The organism is Bacillus toyonensis BCT-7112, from assembly GCF_000496285.1.
Lineage (GTDB): Bacteria > Bacillota > Bacilli > Bacillales > Bacillaceae_G > Bacillus_A > Bacillus_A toyonensis.
The window spans coordinates 1,741,293-1,765,722 of the sequence record NC_022781.1; the positions used below are offsets into that span (position 1 = coordinate 1,741,293).

The 24,430-nt window shown below is 36.2% G+C and carries 20 protein-coding genes and 2 other annotated features; of the genes, 2 read left to right on the forward strand and 18 right to left on the reverse strand.

The window, feature by feature from the left end; genetic code table 11:
- Positions 1 to 12 precede the first annotated feature (12 nt).
- Positions 13 to 1,212, reverse strand: coding sequence for a class I SAM-dependent rRNA methyltransferase (locus BTOYO_RS08955; protein ID WP_001255942.1), 1,200 nt, complete (start codon positions 1,210 to 1,212; stop codon positions 13 to 15).
- Between the two features lie 286 nt (positions 1,213 to 1,498).
- Here BTOYO_RS08955 and isdG point away from each other — a divergent pair, with 286 nt between their 5' ends.
- Positions 1,499 to 1,822: a heme oxygenase gene (gene isdG / locus BTOYO_RS08960; RefSeq protein ID WP_000587821.1), complete on the forward strand. Its 324-nt coding sequence runs from the start codon at positions 1,499 to 1,501 to the stop codon at positions 1,820 to 1,822.
- A 66-nt stretch (positions 1,823 to 1,888) separates the two neighbouring features.
- Here isdG and srtB read toward each other — a convergent pair whose 3' ends face one another.
- The 13 genes from srtB to zapA all read right to left on the reverse strand — a co-directional run bounded on the left by srtB (position 1,889) and on the right by zapA (position 17,611).
- Positions 1,889 to 2,653 (reverse strand): class B sortase, encoded by a 765-nt coding sequence (srtB, locus tag BTOYO_RS08965; protein WP_002093213.1) that lies wholly within the window; start codon positions 2,651 to 2,653, stop codon positions 1,889 to 1,891.
- A 32-nt stretch (positions 2,654 to 2,685) separates the two neighbouring features.
- The gene (locus BTOYO_RS08970) at positions 2,686 to 3,456 is read right to left on the reverse strand and encodes an ABC transporter ATP-binding protein (RefSeq protein ID WP_000403763.1); all 771 of its coding nucleotides are present in this window, start codon (positions 3,454 to 3,456) and stop codon (positions 2,686 to 2,688) included.
- Entirely contained in the window at positions 3,446 to 4,429 is a 984-nt protein-coding gene (locus BTOYO_RS08975) for a FecCD family ABC transporter permease (protein ID WP_001036848.1), read from the reverse strand. Before BTOYO_RS08975 ends, BTOYO_RS08970 begins: the two co-directional genes overlap by 11 nt.
- A gap of 27 nt (positions 4,430 to 4,456) precedes the next feature.
- A complete protein-coding gene (gene isdE / locus BTOYO_RS08980) occupies positions 4,457 to 5,338 on the reverse strand; it encodes a heme ABC transporter substrate-binding protein IsdE (protein WP_002093211.1) in 882 nt (293 codons plus the stop codon).
- Between the two features lie 69 nt (positions 5,339 to 5,407).
- Positions 5,408 to 8,260: an NEAT domain-containing protein gene (locus BTOYO_RS08985; protein WP_041488053.1), complete on the reverse strand. Its 2,853-nt coding sequence runs from the start codon at positions 8,258 to 8,260 to the stop codon at positions 5,408 to 5,410.
- Between the two features lie 29 nt (positions 8,261 to 8,289).
- A complete protein-coding gene (locus BTOYO_RS08990; protein ID WP_000476169.1) occupies positions 8,290 to 8,748 on the reverse strand; it encodes an NEAT domain-containing protein in 459 nt (152 codons plus the stop codon).
- 23 nt (positions 8,749 to 8,771) lie between these two features.
- Entirely contained in the window at positions 8,772 to 9,470 is a 699-nt protein-coding gene (gene isdC / locus BTOYO_RS08995) for a heme uptake protein IsdC (protein WP_000714737.1), read from the reverse strand.
- A 488-nt stretch (positions 9,471 to 9,958) separates the two neighbouring features.
- Positions 9,959 to 11,284 (reverse strand): branched-chain amino acid transport system II carrier protein BrnQ6, encoded by a 1,326-nt coding sequence (gene brnQ6, locus BTOYO_RS09000; RefSeq protein ID WP_000842670.1) that lies wholly within the window; start codon positions 11,282 to 11,284, stop codon positions 9,959 to 9,961.
- A 114-nt stretch (positions 11,285 to 11,398) separates the two neighbouring features.
- Positions 11,399 to 11,654 (reverse strand) — a binding site (T-box leader).
- A gap of 108 nt (positions 11,655 to 11,762) precedes the next feature.
- On the reverse strand, positions 11,763 to 12,452 hold the full coding sequence (locus tag BTOYO_RS09005; protein WP_000700727.1) for a 23S rRNA pseudouridine(2604) synthase RluF: 690 nt from the start codon (positions 12,450 to 12,452) through the stop codon (positions 11,763 to 11,765).
- Positions 12,453 to 12,645: 193 nt separating this feature from the next.
- Positions 12,646 to 15,006: an endonuclease MutS2 gene (locus BTOYO_RS09010; RefSeq protein ID WP_000893740.1), complete on the reverse strand. Its 2,361-nt coding sequence runs from the start codon at positions 15,004 to 15,006 to the stop codon at positions 12,646 to 12,648.
- Between the two features lie 19 nt (positions 15,007 to 15,025).
- Complete coding sequence (gene polX, locus BTOYO_RS09015) at positions 15,026 to 16,744, reverse strand: DNA polymerase/3'-5' exonuclease PolX (RefSeq protein ID WP_000867537.1); 1,719 nt, start codon at positions 16,742 to 16,744, stop codon at positions 15,026 to 15,028.
- A 55-nt stretch (positions 16,745 to 16,799) separates the two neighbouring features.
- Complete coding sequence (locus BTOYO_RS09020; protein WP_000565405.1) at positions 16,800 to 17,339, reverse strand: CvpA family protein; 540 nt, start codon at positions 17,337 to 17,339, stop codon at positions 16,800 to 16,802.
- 2 nt (positions 17,340 to 17,341) lie between these two features.
- Complete coding sequence (gene zapA, locus BTOYO_RS09025; protein WP_000082703.1) at positions 17,342 to 17,611, reverse strand: cell division protein ZapA; 270 nt, start codon at positions 17,609 to 17,611, stop codon at positions 17,342 to 17,344.
- Between the two features lie 123 nt (positions 17,612 to 17,734).
- Here zapA and rnhC point away from each other — a divergent pair, with 123 nt between their 5' ends.
- Entirely contained in the window at positions 17,735 to 18,670 is a 936-nt protein-coding gene (gene rnhC, locus BTOYO_RS09030) for a ribonuclease HIII (protein ID WP_000071616.1), read from the forward strand.
- Positions 18,671 to 18,838: 168 nt separating this feature from the next.
- Here the strand turns inward: rnhC and BTOYO_RS09035 are convergent, their stop codons facing one another.
- The 4 genes from BTOYO_RS09035 to pheT all read right to left on the reverse strand — a co-directional run bounded on the left by BTOYO_RS09035 (position 18,839) and on the right by pheT (position 24,428).
- Positions 18,839 to 18,973, reverse strand: coding sequence for a YuzL family protein (locus BTOYO_RS09035; RefSeq protein WP_000039591.1), 135 nt, complete (start codon positions 18,971 to 18,973; stop codon positions 18,839 to 18,841).
- Between the two features lie 82 nt (positions 18,974 to 19,055).
- Positions 19,056 to 19,958, reverse strand: coding sequence for an SDR family oxidoreductase (locus BTOYO_RS09040; protein ID WP_000503914.1), 903 nt, complete (start codon positions 19,956 to 19,958; stop codon positions 19,056 to 19,058).
- A gap of 177 nt (positions 19,959 to 20,135) precedes the next feature.
- The gene (gene asnS, locus BTOYO_RS09045) at positions 20,136 to 21,527 is read right to left on the reverse strand and encodes an asparagine--tRNA ligase (RefSeq protein ID WP_000432186.1); all 1,392 of its coding nucleotides are present in this window, start codon (positions 21,525 to 21,527) and stop codon (positions 20,136 to 20,138) included.
- A gap of 52 nt (positions 21,528 to 21,579) precedes the next feature.
- Positions 21,580 to 21,831: a binding site (T-box leader), on the reverse strand.
- A gap of 176 nt (positions 21,832 to 22,007) precedes the next feature.
- On the reverse strand, positions 22,008 to 24,428 hold the full coding sequence (gene pheT / locus BTOYO_RS09050) for a phenylalanine--tRNA ligase subunit beta (RefSeq protein WP_000498203.1): 2,421 nt from the start codon (positions 24,426 to 24,428) through the stop codon (positions 22,008 to 22,010).
- Positions 24,429 to 24,430: the final 2 nt, after the last annotated feature.

Consider the following 24,430-nt stretch of genomic DNA (forward strand, 5'->3'; position numbering starts at 1 on the left):
CCTTTTTCTTTATTAGCCTTTAATTTTTTCGATGAAAACTACTTTTAAGTAGTCTCCCTCTTTAAATTGATCAATTGTACGAAAATCTTCTGGTAAAGAATGTTCTTCTAATATTTTGTATTTACCGTTCATTTCTTTAAATGCAGTATCGATAAAGCCTTTAAACTTTTTCATATCAAATGCGCTACAATTTGTAGAAGCAACGATAATACCGTTATTTTCTGTAATCGCGATCGTTTCTTTTAATAAGTTTTTATAATCTTTCGCTGCGCTAAATGTATACTTTTTAGAACGTGCAAAGCTTGGAGGATCTAATACAACCATATCGAACTTCATTTTTTTCTTCGCAGCATATTTAAAGTAAAGGAATACATCTTCTACAATAATATCTTGTGCTTCGTAATCAATTTCGTTGACACTAAATTGTTCAATCGTTTTACTTAAACTACGATTTGCAAGGTCCACACTCGTTGTTTTAGTCGCTCCACCAAGTGCTGCAAATACAGAGAAAGCACCTGTATAAGAGAACATATTTAACACAGTTCTTCCTTGTGCATATGTATCACGAATTTGTTTTCGAACGTTACGCTGATCTAAAAATACACCAACCATTGCTCCGTCATTTAAATAAACCGCAAAGTTCACACCATTCTCTTTTACGATAAGTGGGAACTCACCGCGCTCTCCTGCTACGAAATCATCGCCTTCAATGTATTTCCCTTTCGTATCAAAACGCTTTTTCTCATAAATACCTTTAAAGTTTGCTACTTTTTGAAGTGCCGCTATGATTTCATCTCTAAAAGTATAAATCCCTTCACTATACCAGCTCACTACGTAATAACCGTCATAATAATCGATGATTAAGCCGCCAAGACCATCACCTTCACCATTTAGGACACGGAATGCTGTCGTATCATTTGATTTGTAAAACTGTTTTCGTTTATGTAAGGCAGATTTGATTTTACTTTCAAAGAAAGATTGATTAATTTGTTCACTCTCTTTTCTCGTTAAAATCCAGCCGTATCCTTTATTTTGTTTTCCATAATAGCCTTTTCCGATAAATTGGTTCTTCTCATCTACTACTTTGATGATTGTCCCTTCTTCACGAATATCGTTTAAATTTTGAATTGCATCTTTTAAAATAAGCGGATATCCACTTTTAATTTCTTTTATAAATTTCGGTTTTATTTTTATAGTTACTTCAGATCGCATGTAATGTCTTCCTTTCCATTTGAATGCTTTCTATTAGTAGGAAGCATGTAAAAAACGAGGCCGAAAAACAGCCTCGTTTCACTATACCATATTATCGCTTTGCTAGTACAACCCGCTCAGCCTTACACCTAATCGCAATATATTTACTAACTTATGAAATAAACATCATACTTTCAAAAAAAATTTATATATTTCATTATTGCCATTGACAATGATAATGATTTTCATTATCGTTTAATGTATATGAGTTCTTGAAAATATAGCTAGATTTATAGGAGGAATACACATGATTATTGTTACAAATACAGCTAAAATTACAAAGGGAAATGGACATAAATTAATTGAGCGTTTTAATAAAGTAGGTAAAGTTGAAACGATGCCAGGATTTTTAGGATTAGAAGTTCTTTTAACGCAAAATACAGTTGATTATGATGAAGTAACAATTAGCACTCGCTGGAATGCAAAAGAAGATTTCCAAGGTTGGACAAAGAGCTCAGCATTTAAAGATGCTCACTCACATCAAGGCGGAATGCCAGAATATATTCTTGATAATAAAATTGCTTACTATGATGTAAAAGTTGTACGTATGCCAATGGCTGCAGCACAGTAAAAACAGTTATTTTTTAAGTATAGAATATGAGGAGCGCTATCACTTCTCATATTCTATACTTTTTCTTTAATTTCTTTTCACTAATTTTGCATGTACAACTAGCCTTCCAGCCTCTGGATCAAGCGCATAGTCACATGTAGAAAGTGTTACAATTTCATCATTAGCCGTCAATTCCGTATCCGTTTTGTACAGTGATTTTTCTTGAATTTCCTTTAAGAACGATGTATATGCTGCATCATTTTCAAAATCCGTTTCAATGTAATAAAAGTCCGTTGTTGTCGTATATACTGAAAAAACTTCAACATCGTATCCTTCAAATAATGTATCGTAATATAATTTACGATGGGACATGAAGAATTCTTCATCCAACATTTTTTTTAAACTACCAAACATAGAACCGTCTTTCATACGATGGCCATATAAAATCGTATTTCGATTTTGAGATTTCACATCATTACGATGGTCCATAAAAATGCTTCCTGCTCTCATATCTTCACCTTTGTAATTACGAAATAAATAGTAATCATTATCCTTCGCTTGAACGATTGGATAATTAATTTGTGTATCATCCATCGTAATCCATCCAACTATCTCCGGATTAATTTTTTGGAGAGCTTGAAACTGCTTACGTACTTCCCCACCCTCTGATTTTTCTTCCATTGGACTTCTCTTATAAATATGTTGCGCTTCAGCCATTACTTTACGATTTTCATAATAATCCATGAAAATCCCACCCAATTCATACATTGAATAGAAAAAGATTCCTAAAAACACAATGGTAAGTATGCGTTGAAAAAATGAATTCTTTTTCCGTTCTTTCTTACTATTCAAATTATCACCTCAAAACGGATTATGCTCAGCCTTTAGATTCCCATTGGTACCATGTATAGTCCTGTATCTTCATCCTGCTTTACAACGACATCTACACCATATATTGCTTTAACCATTTCTTCTGTTATTACATCATTAGGATTACCTTTCGTAACAATCTCTCCATCTTTCATAACGATAATATGATCACTGTAACGAATGGCTTGATTAATATCATGTAATACCATTACAATCGTTAGTCCATACACTTCATTTAACTCTTTCACTAACTCTAATATTTCTATCTGATAATAAATATCTAAATATGTTGTCGGCTCATCTAAGAAAAGCATTGGTGTATTTTGAGCTAATGTCATTGCAATCCAAACTCGCTGTCTCTCTCCGCCTGATAAAGCATAAATTGGCTTATCACGCTTACTTTGTAAATTCGTACATACTAGTGCACGCTCAATTGCTTCTCTATCTTCATCTGTTTGCGGAGAGAAAATATTTTTATATGGCATACGCCCAAAGCTTATTAGATTTTCCACTGTAATATCTGCTGGAGCCTCATTTTGTTGATGGACAACAGCTAACTTTCTAGCAAACTCTTTCGGTTTATATTCACTAATCGCTTTCCCATCAAGTATTACTTCTCCACTGCTAGGAGCGTGATTTCTAGACATAACACTAAGTAATGTTGATTTCCCACATCCATTTGGGCCAATAATTGTTGTAATTTTCCCAATTTCTATTTCACTACTAACAGACTTTAAACGATTTGTTACGTTATCGTATGAAAAGGTTACATTTTTAATTTCCATGAACTTTATCACTCTTTCTAAGCAAGAATATTAAGAATGGACCACCAATAACTGCCATAATTGTTGCTGCTGGAATTTCATTAGGTGGCACAATTAACCTTCCAATTGTATCTGCCGTCAAAATTAATAACGCCCCTGCAAGAGCAGAAAATGGAATTAATACTTTATGGTCTGAACCGACTAATTGTCTTGAAATATGCGGAACGAGTAATCCTACAAAAGCAATAACACCTGCAATCGCTGTTGATACTGCCGCTAAGAGTACTGCAATGGCAGAAATAATAAGACGAACTCTCGTCACGTGCAAGCCTAAGTTTTTCGCAGTCTTATCTTGTAGCGATAATAAGTTACACCAAGCTCCTACGAACAGAGCAAGAATAAGACCAATCGTTCCATAAGTCACCATTATTTCTACATCGCCCCACGTCTTCATTGTTATGTTAGAAGTCGTCGTTTGCTTAATACTCTTAATAAAATATCCACAAATCGTAACGAATGATTCATTTAATCCAGTAAACATTGCATTAATAGCAATACCAATTAAAATAATGCGGAGTGGACTTAATCCAGACTTCCATGAAAAAGAGTAAACGAGATAACACGCAAGCGCACCGCCTAAAAATGCGAATACTGGTGTCCAGAAAAAGAATTGTGGAAACAACGTAATAATAACGAGTGTCATAAAACTTGCTCCAGAAGATATCCCGATTACACCAGCATCAGCAAGTGGATTTTTCATAACAGCTTGAAAAAGCACACCTGAAACAGCCAGAGCTGCTCCAGTAAATAGTGCAATAATAATACGTGGGAAACGTAAATCTTTAATCACTTCAACATCTTCATTTCCCCCTGTAAATATCCCTTGTACAAGCTCAACAATACCTACTTCTAAACTCCCTTTCATCGCTGACAATGATGTCATAACAATAAGCAATGCAGTAACAATGAGGAAACTCCAAGTTTTTTTATTCATTCCACTCTTCCTTTATATTAAAATGCATCACGGATACATCATTTTTTTCAATTCATCTAACGCTTCAATTGCTGCTAAATTGCCTGTCGTTCCAAATAAACGCTCTTCTAAATCGTAAACACGGTTATTTTTAACTGCAGCGAAGTGCTTCCAAATGTCATTCGTTTTAAATTCTTTATCGAACATTTTTACAACTTCATCAGGCATACCATGAGCTGCTCGTAAAATAATATCTGGATCAGCTTTCTTTAAGTACTCTGTATTAGAAGCTAAATACTCTACTCGTTCACCTTGTACAATGTTTTTACCACCTAGTTGTTTCACTAAATCTCCAATATAAGAATGCTCTGTTGCTACTAAATAACTTCCTGGCACACCTAACAAAATAAGTACTGTCGGTTCTTTCTTTCCTTTTACTTCTTTTTGAATGCTAGCAACCTTTTTATCTAACTTAGTTACAACTTCTTCAGCCTGCTTTTCACGTCCATATTTCTTACCTAAATCGCTAATAGAATTTTGCATATTTTTCAAGCTTGTTAAATCTAAAAAGTTTGCTTTCATACCCACACCATCAAAAACTGGCTTTAATTCATATTCAAGTGTTGTCACAGATAATACTTCTGACGGCTTTAATGATTTTACCTTTTCCATATCTGGACTCATTGGATTCCCAACTTCAGGTAAACCTTTATATCGCTTTGGTAAAGTTTTAGAACTTGTTGGAACGCCGACTAAATCTACTTCTAACGCATCCATAATTTCAGTAACAGCCACTGTTGTTGCAACAATGCGCTCTTTACTCTCACTCTTTACCTGCTTTGCTGTTTCTTTTTTGGGTGATGAGCACCCGGCTATACTCATTAACAAAATGATAGCCATTAGTACACTTGCAATTTTCTTCACTCTCAATCACCACTCCTTTCCATACAATATGAAACAAGTCTTGATGCACGCGAACATGCATCAAGACTCCAAAAATTACAATCTACCCGCTCTATATTTACGAACTAGTAAAGCAAGTGAACCTAGCAGTAACACCATGTATAAACCAAGTTGTGCTGTATCTGCAGTTTTTGAGTTTTTCTCTTTTTTTGCATCATTATCTGTAGCATTGTTTTTCTTCTTATCATCTGCATTTCGATTAAAATCAGGATTACCTACTGTTTTTACATTATCTACTTTCGGTGTAGTCACTGGATTTTTTGGTTCATTTTTTGGATCCTCTTTAATAGTTCCTAACGCACCGATATTATTTGTATCAAATTGAATTTGTACATCGTAGAAATGATGGTAGTTCATCTCATCGATGTCTACCTTTACTTTTGCGTTTAATTTTTTAAATAGATCTTCTACTTCAAACTGTACTACTCGCGTATTTGCATTTTTATCTTCGCTTATTACTTTCGCATCAGCGAATAGCTCATTGTTTTCCGTTTGGAATTTCGTAATCCACACGCTATTTTTCAGCGTCATCTCAATGTATTTTTTACCATCTTTTACGATTAATTTCGCTGGATTTACAACATAGTCATGCATCTTTGAAATCTCATCTGTTTTATCTTTTAATACTTTAAATGTAATATCATATTGACCGTCTACTAAATTTTTCGGATCAACTATTACTTTCGGTTTATTATTTCCACCTTGGTTATCATTTCCGCCTTGGTTGTCGTTTCCACCTTGGTTATTGTTTCCGCCTTGGTTGTTGTTTCCGCCTTGCTTGTCGCTTCCACCTTGATTCCCTAAAGCTTTAATACTATCTTGATCAAATACAAATTGAACATCGTAGACATGGTGATAATTCATTGAATCAATATCTACTTTTACTTTTGCATTTAATTTTTTAGACAAATCGTTTACTTCTACTTCTACTACTCTTGTATTTTGTTCTTTATTTTCACTTAACACTTTTGTATTAACGAAAGAACCATTCTTCTCAAATTCAAATTTCGTAATCCATGTACTATTTGTTAATGTAAACGATACATATTTCTTACCATCTTTTACTTTTAATACACCTGGAATTTTTGTGTATGTGTTCATCATTGAGATTTCATCTGTTTGATTTTTTAACACTTTAAAGCCAATGCTGTATTCACCATCTTTAAGAGCTTTTGGATCAATTGTTGTGTTATTATCTTGGTTGTTGTTTCCGCCTTGGTTATTGTTTCCACCTTGGTTGTCGTTTCCGCCTTGCTTGTCGTTTCCACCTTGGTTATTGTTTCCGCCTTGGTTGTCGTTTCCGCCTTGGTTGTCGTTTCCGCCTTGGTTGTCGTTTCCGCCTTGGTTGTCGTTTCCGCCTTGGTTGTCGTTTCCGCCTTGGTTGTCGTTTCCGCCTTGCTTGTCGTTTCCGCCTTGGTTGTCGTTTCCGCCTTGGTTGTCGTTTCCGCCTTGGTTGTCGTTTCCGCCTTGGTTATTTAACGGCTTAATGCTACCTTTATCAAATGCAAATTGAATATCGTAAAAATGGTGATAATTCATTGAATCGATATCTACTTTTACTTTTGCATTTAACTTTTCCGATAAATCCGGTACTTCTACTTCCACTACGCGTGTATCAGCTTTTTTATCTTCACTTATTACATTTGCATCAACAAACGAACTATTTTTCTCAAATTCAAACTTTGTAATCCAAGCACTATTCGTTAACGTAAAGGATACATACTTCTTACCATCTTTTACTTTTAACACACCTGGACTTTTTGTATATGTGTTCATCATTGAAATTTCTTCTGTTTGATCTTTTAATGTTTTAAAATTGATGCTGTATTCACCATCTTTAATTGTTTCAGCATCTGGATTTTTATTATCGTCTGGTTTTTCTACTTCTGGTTTTTCTACTTCTGGTTTTTCTACTTCTGGTTTTTTCTCTTCATTTTTAATTTTTTCAAGTTTATCTTGTTCAAATAAAAGTTGTACATCATGCGTTTGCTTATAATTTCTTGATGCCATTTCGATAAATACTTTTGTATTTAGTTTTTTAGATAAATCGTTTACTTCAAACTCTACTACTCTTGTATCTTTTTCCTTATCCTCACTCACTACTTTTGCATCAACAAATGCACCATCTTTTTCCGTTTGGAAATTTTTAATTAATGAGCTACTTTTTAGTGTTATAACGGCTTTTTTCTTACCATTTTCTACTTTTAATACTCCTGGATTTACCATGTAACTATTCATCTTGGATTCTTCATCTGTTTGATCTTTGAACACTTTAAATGGAATGCTGTACTCACCATCTGTAATTGTGTTAGAATTTGGTTGTTGATCTGGGTCAGGCTTTTGGTCGGGCTTCTGACTCGGATCAGGTTTTTCATTTGGATCTGGCTTATTAGCTGGGTCCTCTTTTTCATTTGGCTTTTCTACATGAACGGGTTTAATGCTATTTTGATCAAAGACAATGCGCACATCATAGTCATGATGATAATTTAAAAAATCAATATCTACTTTTACTTTTGCATTTAATACCTTCTCTACATCTTCCACATCAAATTCTACTACTCTTGTATCTTTTTCTTTATCTTCACTAATTACATTTGTCTCAACAAGTTGGCCTGCTTTTTCTGTTTCAAACTTCGTAATCCATGAACTATTCGTTAATGTAAAGGATACTTTTTTTTTCCCATCCTTCACTTTTAAAGTTCCCGGGCTTACTGAATATTGATTCATCATCGATTCTTCATCTGATGTATCTTTTAAAACTTTGAAGCCAATTGAATATTCACCGTCAACTAACTTGGTAGCTGCTTGAACTGCAAGTGGTTGTAATGTTGATACGAATGTAAATATCATTAGACACATTGCAACAACAATCTTAAGATACTTGTTCAATGAAATAACGCTCCTTTATAAAAAATTAATTATTTAACACTGTTCCCATCAAATACAAAGCGAATATCATATGAAGCATTGTAATTAATAATTGGGATATTAATTTTCACCTTGCCGTTTAGTTTTTTTGACAAGTCAGCAACTTCAAATTCTACAACTCTAGTATTATCTGTTTTGTTTTCACTTAACACGGTTGTTTCTATAAATTGACCATCTTTTTCTACTTGGAAACTTTTAATAGAAGAACTATCTTTCACTTTAAATGAAATATATTGTTTTCCATTTTTAACTGTTAATGTTGCTGGGCTTTCAAAATAACTATTCATTCTAGATGATTCATCTTTATCGCCTTTCCATACAGTGAAAGCAATATTATATTTCCCATCAGCTAGTTTTGTAGCAGCCTTTGCATCTTGTGAACCTAGTGTTGCGATAAACGTAAATAAAACAGCAAATACGGCAATAATCATTTTAAATTGTTTAAACATATATTCATCACCCTTCGAAATATTTATTTGTTTAGCTTCACTTTACGAATTAAGAAAACACCTGAAACAAGAAGTAACGCTGCAAATAATCCGATACGTGCTTCGTCTCCTGTTTTTGGATTATCTGTTTTTTCAGCTTTTCCACTCTCATTTGTTTCTTTATTCACTTCTTTATTCTCTACTTTCGTTTTTTCTTCTTTTACTTGTGTATCTGTTTTCGCTTGGTCATTATTTTTTGTTGCAGCAACTACACCGTTATCGCCACCTACAGCTTTTACATTTGCATCAAACGCAAAACGAATTGTATAGTGGTGGTCATAGTTTGCACTTGGTACAACAACATGAATTTTTACTCCCAACGGCTTTGATAGATCATCAACTTTAAATTCAACCGTTCTTTTATCAGCCGCTTCGTCCTTACTCACTACTTTTGCATCAACAAAATTCCCATTCTCCGGTGCTTTAAATTCTGTAATCCAAGCACTATGGTTCATTGGAACTTGAACTTTCATCTCACCATTTTTTACAATTAACTTAGCTGGCTTTTCAAAATAATCATTTGCCATTGAAGCTGACTCGTTTTCCGCTTTTTGTATTACGTAGTTAATATCATACGTACCGTCAGCTAATTTTGCTGAAGCTTGTCCGAACGGCACTACAAGAAAAGCTAGCATACATACAAATGTCATAATAAAAGCGGGTAATACAGAAAACTTTTTCATTTTTCTTGTTTCCTCCTTATTTATCTTGCATTTCACTTTTTGAAAATGATAATTATTCTCAATTTATAAGAAAAAAATAATCTTTTCCACCTATATTTAATTAGCATTCTTTTATGTAATATAAGTATTATTGATTATCATTCTCATTGAATGTTAAAAATAATATCTCACCCTATTCCTTATACGAAGGCATAGAAACTGAGAAAAAATTATAAAACTTATTCATTGATTATCATTCTCAATATAAATCAAAAAAAAATAAACTATCCCTTCTCCTCCTCTTTCACCTCTTCTCATAACAACACTATAGTTATAGAAACCCCTTTCCTTCACTTCCCTTCCAATATTTCCACAACTAAGTCAATCTTAGCCTACTCATAAATTTTTTGTCAACTATATTACGTATAAATTTTTTAATATCTAAATTTCTCTATGTACGACTTTTTCTACAAAAAAAGAGACTTTCTATTATAGAAAGCCTCTTTTCTCTATTTTTCTACAGCAATTTCCTGCTTTTGAAACTTAGAAACTATATAACCAAATCCTATACCGATTATGCCTGGAACTAACCAACCAATCCCTACACTATATAATGGAATCTTATTTAAAATAGGTGCTAATGCTGCAATTTGAAGATTTGCATTGTGTAATCCATCAAAGAAACTAATTGCGAACGCTCCTACAATACCACCCACATACATCGCTAATGGAAGACGAACGTAGTTTTCAACAAGTGATAATACGATAAGAACGATTCCAATTGGATAAATGGCGATTAAGATTGGTAATGCTAATGCGTTTAACTGCGTTAAACCAAGATTGGCTACCATAAATGCTAATACACAGAAAATGAAAACGACTTTTTGATATGAAAGCTTTGGTAATAAGGAAGAGAAATATTCTCCACAAGCTGCAACAATACCTACAGAAGTTGTTAAACATGCTGCTGTAATTGCGATACCTAGTAATAATGTTCCGTAACTACCAAATAAATGATTTACAACGTTTGTTAAAATAATGCCTCCGTTTGCGCCCATTCCAAGCGATACACTAGAAGCTCCAAGATACGCAAGCGCTAAATACACAAGTAGTAAACCAAGTGCTGCAATAAATCCTGCAAAGATTGTTACTTTCGCAATGCTATTCTTATTTGTAACACCTTTTGCTTTTAAAGCATTAATGACAACATTTCCGAAAACAAGTGCTGCCAGTCCATCTAAAGTTAAATATCCGTCAATAAAACCTTTGAAAAGAGGAGCACTATACACTTCTGTCGGTGAACCAAATTCTCCAATTGGTGTAATAAGTGCTTTACCTACAATAATTGCAATAACAGCTAATAAAATTGGAGTTAACACTTTACCGATGCGTCCCACTAATTTTGAAGGATTTAAAGCTAAATAGAAAGTTACCGCAAAGAAAATAAATGTAAAGATAACAAGTGGATAGGATTGGCTAGCTATCTCACTTGGTAAAAATGGTGCAACACTCATTTCATAAGCAACTGTCCCTGTACGCGGAACGCTTACGAATACGCCTAAGCATAAATAAATTGCAGTGATAAAAACAAGTGCGAAGATAGGATGCACACGTCCTGCTAGCTCATTAATATCTCCCTTTAGAGCTATAACAATTACCCCTAATAAAGGCAATCCAACACCTGTTACGATAAAACCAAATAACGCGATCCATACATCTGTTCCAGCACCTTGTCCTAACGCTGGTGGAAAAATCATATTACCTGCACCGAAAAATAGTGCAAATAACATTAAACTTATTGCAAACACCTCAGAAAATTTTAAAGATGATTTCATTTCTACTAACCTCCTAAATGATTAATTAACAAAATATTCCGAATTAAAATCCGTCACATATCCTCTTTCAAGCATACTTCCCCGTAAAAGAACGCAAAAAACACCCGTCCCTAACAAAGGGACGAGTGTTGAAATCGTGGTTCCACCCTTATTCTAATAAAATGAATTTATAACGAAATAAGCTCATTTTATAGCTCGTGTAAATTGATAACGGTTTTATCCGCCAAGAATTACAATGCATCATGCATGCAGTTCACTCTTGAAGTTTAGAGGTGGTAAGATTGTCTTTTCGTATTAGGAAGCTCACAGCCTAAGGCTTCCCTCTCTGAGAATCGTAGAAAACAACTCATGTCCTCATCATTACTTTTATAAAATATCTTGTCGAAACTTGTTGTTTTTTATTATATGGGCTATTTTTTAAAAAATCAATAGTTTTATTTTTTCTGACAAAAAAATATAGGGAGAAAATTTCCCCTCCCTATAACTGCCCTATTAAAATTTCTAACTCTTCAGCTGTAACGCTCCGCCACTTTCCCACTTCAAGCTCATGTAATTCTATATTCATAATGCGCACTCGCTTTAGCTTTGTTACAGTAAACCCGAAAGCACGGCTCATTCTACGAATTTGCCTGTTCATTCCTTGTGTTAAAACGATGCGAAATGTAGATTGGCCGACTCTCGTCACTTTGCATGGCTTCGTCATTCCATCTTTAATCTTTACACCGCTGGACATCTCATCAATAAACCAATCTGTAAAAGGTTTATCTACCGTCACAACGTATTCTTTCTCATGCTCATGATCTCCGTGTAAAATTTGATTCGCAATCGCGCCATCATTCGTTAATAAAATAAGTCCTTCCGATGCTTTATCTAATCGTCCAACGGGAAAGATTCGCTCTGGGTAATTGATATAATCAATAATATTATCTTCAATATGATCGGCTGCTGTACAAGTAATTCCAACTGGTTTATGAAAAGCGATATACACCTTTTCTTTCTCTTCTTTTGCAATAACCTGCCCATCAATCGTTACAACATCATCATCGCTCACGAGAGCACCGTGCGTACAAATTTCGCCGTTAATAGCCACGCGTCCAGCTTTAATAAGACGATCTGTTTCGCGTCTTGAGCAGGATTTTGCTTCGCTTATGTATTGGTTGATTTTCATATTTTGTTCCTTTTCGTATATTAAAAGCGTCAATCTATGGCAATATCATTATGCCATGATTGACGCTCCTTCACTTCGCAAAAACAACTAAATAAATAACCCCAATCACCAAAAATATTCCACAACAAGCTAACAATGCTTTTGCAAGTTTGTCCATAAACATATAATGGTTTCCCCTTTGTTTCGTTGTTTGCTATTTTAATTCGACAACTGTTACGCCTAGGCCTCCCTCGCCCATGTCACCGTAACGGTAGTTTTTCACGCCGCGATGTTTTTTCAAGTAATCTTGTACACCTTGGCGAAGCGCTCCTGTTCCTTTACCGTGAATGATTGACACACGAGGATAGCTTGCAAGCTGTGCATCGTCTAAATATTTTTCAACGCGCATCATTGCATCTTCGTAACGCTCACCGCGAAGGTCAAGCTCTAACGACACGTGATAATCTCTACCCTTCACACTTGCGACTGCTTTTTTCTCTGTTTGCTTCGGTGTATTAATGTATTCCATATTGGATTCTTTCACTTTCATCTTCAGAATACCAATTTGTACGCTCCACTCTGTATCACTTACTTTTTCAAGTAATTGACCTTTTTGACCGAACGTTAATACTTTTACTTCATCGCCTGCACGTAATTGTTGTTTTGGCGCTGTGTTTTTCACATTCACTTTTTGTTTTTTCACAAGCTCTGGCGCTGCACCTTCTAGGCGGCTCTTCGCTTCAATAAGCTCGTGATCTTTCACGTTTACAAGCTGCGCTTTGCGCAATTGACGAAGTTCGTGAATAATGCCCTCTGCTTCTTTCTTCGCAGCTTCGACTTTTTCTTCCCCTTCTTTTTGCGCTTTTAATAATTTTTCATCACGCTCTTCGTTAAATTCAATAATTTGACGCTGTAATTCACGATGAAGTTTTTCAGATTGCTTACGAAGCGCTTCTGCTTCGTTCCAGTCACGCTCTGCGTTCTTTTGACTTTCTTCTAACTTCGCAATCATATTTTCAATTTTATTTGTATCCGTACTAATATGGTTACGCGCTTGATCAATAACGCGATCAGATAATCCAAGGCGCTTCGAAATTTCAAAGGCGTTACTACGTCCTGGTACACCGATTAATAATTTATACGTTGGGCTTAATGTGTTCACATCGAACTCAACACTCGCATTAATAACTTGCTCACGGTTATATCCGTATGCTTTTAATTCCGGGTAATGCGTCGTTGCAACAACGCGAGCACCACGATTACATACTTCATCTAAAATTGAAATTGCTAGTGCAGCCCCTTCTTGCGGGTCTGTTCCAGCACCTAATTCATCGAATAAAACTAAGCTTTCAAAATCAGCTTTTTCTAAAATATCTACAATGTTCACCATATGTGAGGAGAACGTACTTAAACTTTGTTCAATCGATTGCTCATCACCGATATCAGCGAAAATATTTTTAAATACACAAATCTCTGACTCATCCATTACTGGAATATGAAGACCAGATTGCGCCATTAATACACAAATACCAACCGTTTTCAGCGTAACTGTTTTACCACCTGTATTCGGTCCTGTAATTACAATTGTTGTGAAATCTTTACCGAGCATAATGTTATTTGGCACAATAATTTCCGGATCAATAAGCGGATGACGCGCTTGTCTTAAATCCATGTAGCGCTCGTTATTTACGATTGGCTTCGTTGCTTTAATTCGCTTCGCATAAAAAGCTTTTGCAAAAATGAAGTCAAGATTTGCAACTACTTCTACGTTAGACAAAACAATATCAGCTTCTACTGCCACTTCTTCTGTTAACATTAATAAGATGCGTTCGATTTCTTGTTTTTCTTTCACACGTGCTTCTTGAAGTGCGTTATTTAATTCTACAATTACTTGTGGTTCAATAAATAACGTTTGTCCAGAAGCAGATTGATCGTGAACAATACCACCATATACACCGCGGTATTCTTGTTTTACCGGGATTACGTAACGTTCGTTACGGATCGTTACAATCGCATCAGATAACATCTTTTGTGCGTTTGAAGAACGCGTCATATTCTCTAACTTTTCACGAATACGGCTTTCCGCAGTACGAATTTGGTTACGAATACCACGTAGTTTATCACTTGCGCTATCGACTACTTCACCGCCATCACCGATACAATTTGTAATTTTCTTTTCTAAGTCATATAAAGATACAATTTGAGCGACGTGAGTTTCTAAAATCGGAAGCTCGACACCATTATCAACCATATCTTCGATAAAACGTTTCATATTGCGACTACCATACATCGTATTTGCAATATCAAGTAGTTCATTTGGGCTTAACATACTTCCGATTTTTGCACGCTTCACATTTGAGCGAACATCAGTAATACCACCTAATGGCGCACTCCCTTTTAAACGAATGACTTTCGCCGCTTCATCCGTCGTATCTTGTAGTTCTACAATTTCTTCAAAATCAGTGCTCGGTACTAAATTCTTCACTTTGTCACGACCAAGTGAAGAGGCTGTATGTTCAAGTAATTGTTCTTTTACTTTATTGTATTCTAATACACGCAACGTTCTTTCTAACATGTTGCAGGTCCCCCTTGTGTTACTTATTACGTTTAATATAGTCTAATAAACGTTCAATATCCCACGTGTTAATCACGTTATCTTTTTGAATCCAACCTTTACGTGCTGCTGCTACACCTGTTTCCATGTCTTCTAACATTTCAAGTGTATGAGCATCCGTATTAATCGCTACTTTTACACCAGCATCTTGTGCTTGTTTTAATAATTTCGCGCTTAAATCTAGACGGTTTGGATTTGCATTTAATTCTAAAACTGTATTTGTTTCTTTTGCGAGTTCAATTAATAAATCTGTGTCTACATCGTAACCCTCGCGACGTCCAAGAAGGCGTCCTGTCGGGTGAGCAATCATTGTAACATGTTTATTCTCAAGTGCAGCGCGAAGACGCTTCATAATCGTTTCACGATCTTGTGAGAAGCTAGAGTGGATAGCTCCAATAACATAATCTAATTCTGCTAATACTTCATCATCAAAATCAAGTGATGCATCCGGTAAAATGTCCATTTCAATTCCGCGTAAAATTGTAATGTCTGGATACTTTTCATTCATACGTTCAATTTCTTTCGCTTGTTCACGAAGACGCTCTTTCGTTAAACCGTTCGCTACTTTCAAGTATTGTGAGTGATCAGTAATCGCCATAAACTTATATCCACGGGCACGACATGCCTGTACCATTTCTTCAATAGAAAAAGCACCGTCACTCCACGTTGTATGCATATGTAAATCACCTTGTATATCAGAAAACTGAATTAAGTTTGGATACTCTTTAATTAATTCAATTTCTTTTCCATCTTCACGCACTTCTGGTGGGATAAATGGAAGACCGAAATGAGCAAAAAATTCTTCTTCAGTCTCGAATGTTTTTACTTCACCTGTTTCCAAGTTCTCTACACCGTACTCACTAATTTTTTCGCCTTTATCTTTTGCAATTTGGCGCATTTTTACGTTATGGTCTTTTGATCCTGTGAAATGGTGAAGCGTTGTAATAAACTCTTCTGGTTTTACTAAACGGAAATCGATTGAAATATCATATTCGTATTGAAGACGAACAGAAACTTTCGTATCTCCACTTGCAATTACTTCAATCATATTATCGAATTGCAATAAATGTTCACGTACTGCTGCTGGTTCTGTCGTTGCAATAATGAAATCTAAATCCTTCACTGTCTCACGAACACGGCGTAAGCTACCAGCGCGAGAAAAACGAATTACTTCAGCAATATTCGACAACTTCTCCTCTATTTCCCCGGCAATAGGTAATACCATCGCAATCGGTAAACGTTCTGGACGAGATCCTACTTGATCAATTGCTTCTAATATTTTCTCTTCTGTTTTCTTACCGAAACCTGCTAAAGCTTGTACTTTATTTTCCTCACAAACAGCTTTTAACGATTCCATATCCACTACACCAAGTTCTTTGTATAACTTAGCTACCTTTTTACCACCAAGGCCCGGAAGTTTTAATAACGGTAACAAACTGCTTGGCACTTCTTTTTCAAGTTCTTGTAATACTTCAGATGTTCCCGATTCTATATATTCTTGAATAACTGCTGCCGTTCCTTTTCCGATACCTGGAATCTTTGTGAAATCTTCAATTTCAGAAAGACTACGATCATCACTTTCTAGTGCTGCTGCTGCTTTACGAAATGCAGATATTTTAAATGGATTCGCACCCTTTAATTCCATAAAAAGCCCGATTGTCTCTAGTAATTTAATAACTTGTTTTTTATTTACTTTCATCATTGCCCCGCCTTTCTTTCATAGAAAAAAACTTCTCTTTCCGAAAAAAGAGAAGTTATACTCTGCTACCTGTCTGCCATAGCTCCTTCACCTTTTCAGAGAGAATCGGTGTATCGTCTACAATTATTTTGCTAATTGATGATTTTTGTAATGGTGTTTGTATTTGTTCAATCGGAAGAATATTTCCAACAATAATTAAAACAAACAAAATAATATATACTTCTAAAAATCCGAGGATTGCCCCCGCAAACGCATTTACTTGCTTTAACACCGGTATTTCTGCAAACATATTTAACAAATTACCAAGTAATGAAAGTGCGATTTTTGTAATAATAAATAATACGATAAACGCAATTGCTTGATAAAATACTGTCTCAATATTATTTGCATCAATCCATTCTGGAACAGATACATTTTTATCAAATGGATACGGAATAAATTTCGCAAGTGCTGGCGCTAAATCTTTACAGTACCAGTATGCAACAAGGTATGCGATAATAAAGCTTGTTAACTTTACAAGTTGTAAGATAAAACCTCTGCGTAATCCGAGGAAAAATCCCATAACAAGCAGTAAAATGATAATAATATCAATCATGTTTATTCCATTCCTTTTTTTGTCATACTTTCTTTCAACTTCTCATGTTCTTCTTTTAATTTTATGTAATCGTGTATGACGTTTACCGCCGTCAATACCGCTAGTCTACTCGTATCAAGCGAAGGATTCTTGGCATTGAGTTCGCGCATTTTATCATCCACAATCGCTGCTACCATGCGGATATGACTTGTACTTTCATCGCCAACAACTGAATACTGTTGGCCATATATTTCTACATTAATTCGACTTTTATTTCCCTTTTGTTGTGACAACTCACCGGCCTCCAATCACGTACAGAATCCTAAAGTTTATCATACCATGAACCATCATAATATGGAAACAGAAAGAACAATCCGATATGATAAAAATAACAATATAAAAAAGGAGCGACCATTTTGTCAAATTCTATCGTAATACAAACAAGTTCTACAGTAATTGAAGACATGAAACAACAATATAAACAAGCACTTAGCTCAAAAATTCCGCAAGGCGGTATCTTTATGGCAAAGGTGCCATCTTGCACGATTACAGCATATAAATCTGGAAAAGTAATGTTCCAAGGTGGACGTGCTGAAGCAGAAGCTTCTCGTTGGCAAACTGTCTCTCAAACACCGAAAACAGCTGTAAAAAAATCGGCCGATTCTCATCGTTTTGCACCGCCTGCTTCCATCGGTACAATGTCTATAGCAGGATCAGATGAAGTAGGTACTGGTGATTACTTCGGACCGATGACAGTAGTTGCTGTATATGTGGACGCAAAACAAATTCCACTTTTAAAAGAACTTGGTGTAAAAGACTCCAAAAACTTAAACGATGCTCAAATTACCGCTATTGCAAAACAACTACTTCACGTTGTTCCTTACAGCTCTCTCGTTCTTCATAATGAAAAATATAACGAGCTATTTGATAAAGGAAATAATCAAGGTAAGCTAAAAGCTTTACTACACAATAAAGCCATTACAAACTTATTAGCGAAAATTGCTCCTACAACACCAGAAGGCATCTTAATCGACCAATTTACGCAACCTGATACATACTATAAGTATTTAGCAAAACAAAAACAGGTACAGCGTGAAAATGTTTACTTCGCTACGAAAGGTGAAAGTGTTCATTTAGCTGTTGCCGCCGCTTCCATTTTAGCTCGTTACTCATTCGTAAAACAATTTGATGAACTAAGTAAAAAAGCTGGTATGCTACTTCCAAAAGGTGCTGGTAAACAAGTTGATATTGCCGCTGCTAAATTAATTCAAAAAGTAGGTAAAGAAAGATTACCTGAGTTTGTAAAACTGCATTTTGCTAATACAGAGAAAGCGTTTCGCTTATTGAAATAGTATCGACAAAAACAGGGGCTTACAAACTCCTGTTTTTTGTTTCATGTGTTCTCGATTCAATGTAATTGCATTTACTATTTTCCTCTCCTAACTATATCGCTAAATTAACTCATTTTTAGTAATTCCCCTATAAAAAAGGAGAGCCGCCAAGACTCTCCCTTTTTTATATTAGCTTCGTTTCTGCTTCTTATTTGATGAAGATACTTTATGAGAACCAGTTTCATGTGTTGTTGTCCCTTGCCCTTCCACTTCTGGAGAACCTAGGATTGATCTTGAATGGTCTTTTTTCACTTTTTTACTCATTGCACTCACCCCCAAGGTTACTTTTTACTTAAGGGTAAAAAACTATTCAACATAATAATCTGAACATATACTCGCTACTCTTTTACTCTCGTGTTTGGTTTTCGCTTATGTCCCATAGACGCTTTGCTGCATCCTTATCCAAGGCAGCTTCAGACATTTCCCCTACTTGTTTATCGGCATAGTAATAACCACTCTGATTAGTAAATCCAGTTGATTCTGCTAGCCATACTAAAGTTTCAGCACCTTTCTCCGGCGTACGGGAGAAAGGTTTCATTGCTGCCATAGTTAAGCGAGCAGCTAGACCATTATCCTGGTTAAAATTCGTATTCACTAGCCCCGGGTCAAAGCTATAAGCACTAACACCCGTTCCCTCCAACCGCTGTGCCAATTCAGAGGTGAATAAAATGTTAGCTAGTTTTGTTTGTGCATAACGCATTGTAGGACCGCCCATGAACTTCTTAATACCGCGATACAGTTGTTCTGCATCTAGATCATCGAAATCAATTCCCTTTTTAGCCATTTTGTGACCGTGAGATGCAGTGGTAATGACGCGAGCAGGAGCACTTTCTTTTAAACGCTCCAACAACAAATCTGTAAGTAAGAATGGACCTAAATGGTTTATCGCCCAGGTCATCTCCAAACCGTCCTCTGTAATTTGCCTTGTTTGAAATAAAGCACCCGCATTATTTACTAATATATCAATTCTCGGACATCTTTCTAAAATATTGGTAGCTACCTGGCGTATAGATTGTTGGGAAGACATATCAGCGAAAAATATATCTACCACTGCATTCCCATCCGTTATATTTTCAAGTTGAGTCATAACATCATTCGCTTTTGCTTCATTACGTGCAATGATTCCTAGCTTAGCACCGCTTTTTGCAAACACCTTAGCTGCCGCTAATCCAATACCACTTGTTGCACCAGTGATTACTATATACTTGTCACGCAATGTCCACTTTGTATGACTTGGAATTTCCCCCATTGTATAAAAACCCCTTCCCTATATAAATGTCGCATTCGTTTTACTTATATATGAAGTGGGAATTGAACTATGAACAACATCTTTTCTAGTCGTGAAATACTTTATAAAGTTCAGGTTGCAATTACAACCTTTCTCAATAAAAAAAGCGAGAGCAGTTGCTCTCGCTTTTTTTATATCTTAAAACTCAGAAGAACCTGGAGTTCTTGGGAATGGAATTACGTCACGGATGTTAGCCATACCAGTAATGTACATTAGGAAGCGCTCGAAACCTAGACCGAATCCCGCGTGTTTTGTACCGCCGTATTTTCTAAGTTCTAAGTACCACCAGTAGTCCTCTTCGTTCATGCCTAGTTCTTTAATTCTTTCTACTAAAACGTCCATTCTTTCTTCACGTTGACTTCCGCCAATTAATTCGCCGATGCCAGGAACTAGAAGGTCAGTAGCAGCTACTGTTTTACCGTCTTCATTCATACGCATATAGAACGCTTTAATGTCTTTTGGATAGTCTGTTACGAATACAGGGCGTTTGAAGATTTCTTCTGATAAGTATCTTTCATGCTCTGTTTGTAAGTCAATACCCCATTCTACTGGGTATTTAAAGTCAGCACCTGATTCTTGAAGTACTTTAATTGCTTCTGTATAAGTGATACGACCGAAGTCAGAGTTAATCACATTGTTCATGCGCTCTAGAACTGTTTTATCAACGAAGCTGTTGAAGAAGTCCATTTCTTCTGGTGCATGTTCTAATACATATTTCATTGCATATTTCAGCATATCTTCTGTAAGATCCATTACATCGCCTAATTCAGCAAATGCAATCTCAGGCTCAACCATCCAGAACTCAGCTGCATGGCGAGTTGTGTTTGAGTTCTCCGCACGGAATGTAGGTCCGAATGTGTATACATCACGGAATGCTAATGCATAAGCTTCAGCGTTCAGCTGTCCACTTACTGTTAAGTTTGTTTCTTTACCGAAGAAGTCTTTTGATTCATCAACTTGTCCGTCTTCACCTTTTGATACGTTGTTTAAATCTTGCGTTGTTACACGGAACATTTCGCCAGCACCTTCTGTATCACTACCAGTAATGATCGGTGTGTGAACATGTACGAATCCACGCTCTTGGAAGAATTGGTGAATCGCAAATGCTGCGATAGAACGTACGCGGAACGTTGCAGAGAATGCATTTGTTCTTGGGCGTAAGTGAGCGATTGTACGTAAGTATTCAAACGTATGACGCTTCTTTTGAAGTGGGTAATCAGAATCTGATAAGCCCTCGATATCAATTTTTTCTGCTTTAATTTCAAATGGTTGCTTCGCTCCAGGCGTTGCAATTACTTTACCTTCTACTTTAACTGAAGAGCTAAGTGGAAGTTTTGCAATTTCTTTGAAGTTCTCTAATTCTGTATCGAAAACGATTTGAACGCTTTTGAAGAAGCTACCGTCGTTTAATTCGATGAAACCAAATGCTTTTGAATCACGTAAGTTACGAATCCACCCTGATACTTGTACTGTTTGATCTGCATACTTTTCTGTATCTCTATACAGACTTTTTACTAATGTGTTTTCCATAGTGAAATTCTCCTTTGCTGATATATTTAAATACAAAAAAACCTTTCATCCATAAAGGGACGAAAGGTTAAACTTCGCGGTACCACCCAATTTGTCATAAAGACCAACTTTAACTCGTATGTAATACATACTTCCCGGTTTGTAACAGGCCGGATTCCCGTCTAAGTCTACTCTTGAATACAAGATTCAATTTCGGTTAGCAACTCCAAGGTGTTCTTCACATATACCGCCTCATCAGGCTCTCACCGTCCCTGACTCGCTATGGATTATAGTATATACTACTTTTCCTTATCATCGTCTTTCATTTTGTTAAACTAAAATTAATGTACTACATTCGAGGGAAAGATGCAAGACACCAGAAAATATATCAGCGATTTTCGCAATATATCGACCGTAACTTCAAATATATCGGCAATTTTTATAATATATCGACAATCGCATCATAAAAAAAATTGCCGGAATAGATCCGGCAATTTCTTATTACTTACGTAACTCCGCACCAAATTTCTCTTCTACCGTTGTTAATACACGGTTATGTGCTTCTGTTACCTCTTCGTCTGTTAACGTACGTTCTGCATCGAAGTAAGTCATAGAGAATGCAAGTGATTTCTTGCCTTCTTCCATTTTTTCACCTTCGTATAAGTCGAATAGTGTTACGTCTTTCAGAAGTTCTCCACCAGCTTCAGCAATGACTTGCTTCATTTCGCCAGCTTTTGTTTCTTTCGTTACAACAACAGCCATATCACGTGTCATCGATGGGAAACGTGGGATTGGTAAGTAGTAAGTTTCTTCCACGTCTGCACCGAATACTTTTACAAGAGATAGTTCGAATACGAATGTATCTTTCACATCCAATTGTTTTTGCGATTCTGGATGCAATTGACCGATGAATCCAATTACTTCGCCATCTAATACGATGTCAGCTGTACGGCCTGGGTGCATACCTTCACGTTTTGCTGGTGCATATGCGATTTGGTTTGCAACGCCAAGTACGTCGAATAATCCTTCTAGCACACCTTTCATAACGAAGAAGTCTACTACTTTCTTCTCGCCTTGCCATGCATGGTGAAGAGCAAGACCTGTCATAACACCCGCAAGATGTTGTTCTTCTTTCGGAAGTTCTCCTGCTTCTGTCGGTAAGAAGATAGAACCTACTTCGTATAGAGCAACACTGTCGTTTTTACGTGCAACATTGTATGAAACTGCTTCTAACAATTGTGGCACTAAGCTTAAACGAAGTTGACTACGCTCTTCACTCATTGGAAGCGCAAGATTTACAGGAGCTTTTTCGTTCGGCTCAACCATATATTGTTTCGCTTTGTCAGCGCTTGTTAATGAATATGTGATTGCTTCATATAAACCAGCACCTTCTAAGAAGCGACGTACTTTACGACGTTTCGTTTGTGCTGATGTTAATTTACCACGTGTCATCGTTCCAGAAGGTAATGTAACTGGAATGTGATCATACCCATACAGACGACCCACTTCTTCTACTAGGTCTTCTGAAATTGTAATATCAGGACGACGTGCTGGTACATTTACATGGAATGTTCCTTCTACTTCTGTGAATGGGAATTTCAAGTTTGTGAACATTGTACCCATTTCACTTGCAGAAATATCTGTACCTAATACACGGTTTACTTTTTCAGCCGTAACAGATACTGTACGCTCTTGTACTTGTAAGTTATCAGCTTCTACTACACCTTCAAGTGCTTCTCCGCCAGCATATTTCGCCATTAAAGCAGCTGCGTGTTGAATTGCTTCAAACGTACGTGTTGGATCAATTCCTTTTTCAAAACGTGCACTTGATTCACTGCGAAGACCTAAGTCTTTTGATGTACGGCGCACTGTTTGACCTGCAAAGTATGCAGACTCGATTAAAACGTTTACCGTCTCATTTGTAACTTCAGAATCAGCTCCGCCCATTACACCAGCAACCGCTAAAGCTTTTGTGCCGTTTGTAATTACAAGATGATGTTCTTGTAACGTACGCTCTTGATCATCTAACGTTTCAATTTTTTCGCCTTCTTTTGCAAGACGAACAACGATTTCTTTTGAACCTAATTTATCGTAATCGAATGCATGTAACGGTTGACCGTATTCCATTAAAATGTAGTTTGTAATATCAACTACATTGCTAATTGGACGAATGCCAGCTGCCATAAGGCGCGTTTGCATCCACATTGGTGATGGACCAATCTTTACGTTCTTCACCATTTTTGCAATATATAATGGGTTTTCTTCTTTCGCTTCTACACTTACAGAAATGTAGTCAGAAGTTTTTTCTGCTGTTTCTTGTAAGTCGATAGCTGGAAGTTTTACTTCACGGCCGTAAATAGCAGCTACTTCATATGCAACACCTAACATGTTTAAGCAATCTGCACGGTTTGGTGTTAAACCAAGCTCAAGTACTTCATCATGTAAGTTTAAAATTTCAAGTGCATCTGCACCAACTTCAGCGTCACTTGGGAAGATGAAGATACCATCTGCGTATTCTTTTGAAACTAACTTTCCATCAATGCCAAGCTCTTGAAGAGCACAAACCATACCATGAGAAGCTTCACCGCGTAGTTTTGCTTTTTTAATTTTGAAGTTACCAGGAAGTACAGCGCCAACTTTTGCAACTGGTACTTTTAAACCTTTTGCAATGTTAGCAGCACCACAAATAATTTGAACTGATTCTTCTTCACCGATATCGATTAAGCATTTGCTTAACTTATCAGCTTCTGGGTGTTTTTCACACTCTAATACGTGACCAACTACAACACCTTTTACACCTTTATTTAATACTTCAACACCTTCTACTTCAATACCACTTTTCGTGATTTTGTCTGCTAGTTCTTGTGCTGTTACATCTTTAATATCTACATACTCTTGTAACCAACGATATGATACGAACATAT

What these genes read in the sequence shown, in the direction of transcription:
- BTOYO_RS09005 (WP_000700727.1), bottom strand. Translation starts at nt 12,452, where the DNA reads ATGAAAATCAACCAATACATAAGCGAAGCAAAATCCTGCTCAAGACGC.
- polX (WP_000867537.1), bottom strand. Translation starts at nt 16,744, where the DNA reads ATGAAAGTAAATAAAAAACAAGTTATTAAATTACTAGAGACAATCGGG.
- BTOYO_RS08975 (WP_001036848.1), bottom strand. Translation starts at nt 4,429, where the DNA reads ATGAATAAAAAAACTTGGAGTTTCCTCATTGTTACTGCATTGCTTATT.
- BTOYO_RS09035 (WP_000039591.1), bottom strand. Translation starts at nt 18,973, where the DNA reads ATGAGTAAAAAAGTGAAAAAAGACCATTCAAGATCAATCCTAGGTTCT.
- BTOYO_RS08955 (WP_001255942.1), bottom strand. Translation starts at nt 1,212, where the DNA reads ATGCGATCTGAAGTAACTATAAAAATAAAACCGAAATTTATAAAAGAA.
- asnS (WP_000432186.1), bottom strand. Translation starts at nt 21,527, where the DNA reads ATGGAAAACACATTAGTAAAAAGTCTGTATAGAGATACAGAAAAGTAT.
- isdC (WP_000714737.1), bottom strand. Translation starts at nt 9,470, where the DNA reads ATGAAAAAGTTTTCTGTATTACCCGCTTTTATTATGACATTTGTATGT.
- pheT (WP_000498203.1), bottom strand. Translation starts at nt 24,428, where the DNA reads ATGTTCGTATCATATCGTTGGTTACAAGAGTATGTAGATATTAAAGAT.
- brnQ6 (WP_000842670.1), bottom strand. Translation starts at nt 11,284, where the DNA reads ATGAAATCATCTTTAAAATTTTCTGAGGTGTTTGCAATAAGTTTAATG.
- BTOYO_RS09040 (WP_000503914.1), bottom strand. Translation starts at nt 19,958, where the DNA reads ATGGGGGAAATTCCAAGTCATACAAAGTGGACATTGCGTGACAAGTAT.
- BTOYO_RS09020 (WP_000565405.1), bottom strand. Translation starts at nt 17,339, where the DNA reads ATGATTGATATTATTATCATTTTACTGCTTGTTATGGGATTTTTCCTC.
- BTOYO_RS09010 (WP_000893740.1), bottom strand. Translation starts at nt 15,006, where the DNA reads ATGTTAGAAAGAACGTTGCGTGTATTAGAATACAATAAAGTAAAAGAA.
- isdG (WP_000587821.1), top strand. Translation starts at nt 1,499, where the DNA reads ATGATTATTGTTACAAATACAGCTAAAATTACAAAGGGAAATGGACAT.
- BTOYO_RS08970 (WP_000403763.1), bottom strand. Translation starts at nt 3,456, where the DNA reads ATGGAAATTAAAAATGTAACCTTTTCATACGATAACGTAACAAATCGT.
- BTOYO_RS08990 (WP_000476169.1), bottom strand. Translation starts at nt 8,748, where the DNA reads ATGTTTAAACAATTTAAAATGATTATTGCCGTATTTGCTGTTTTATTT.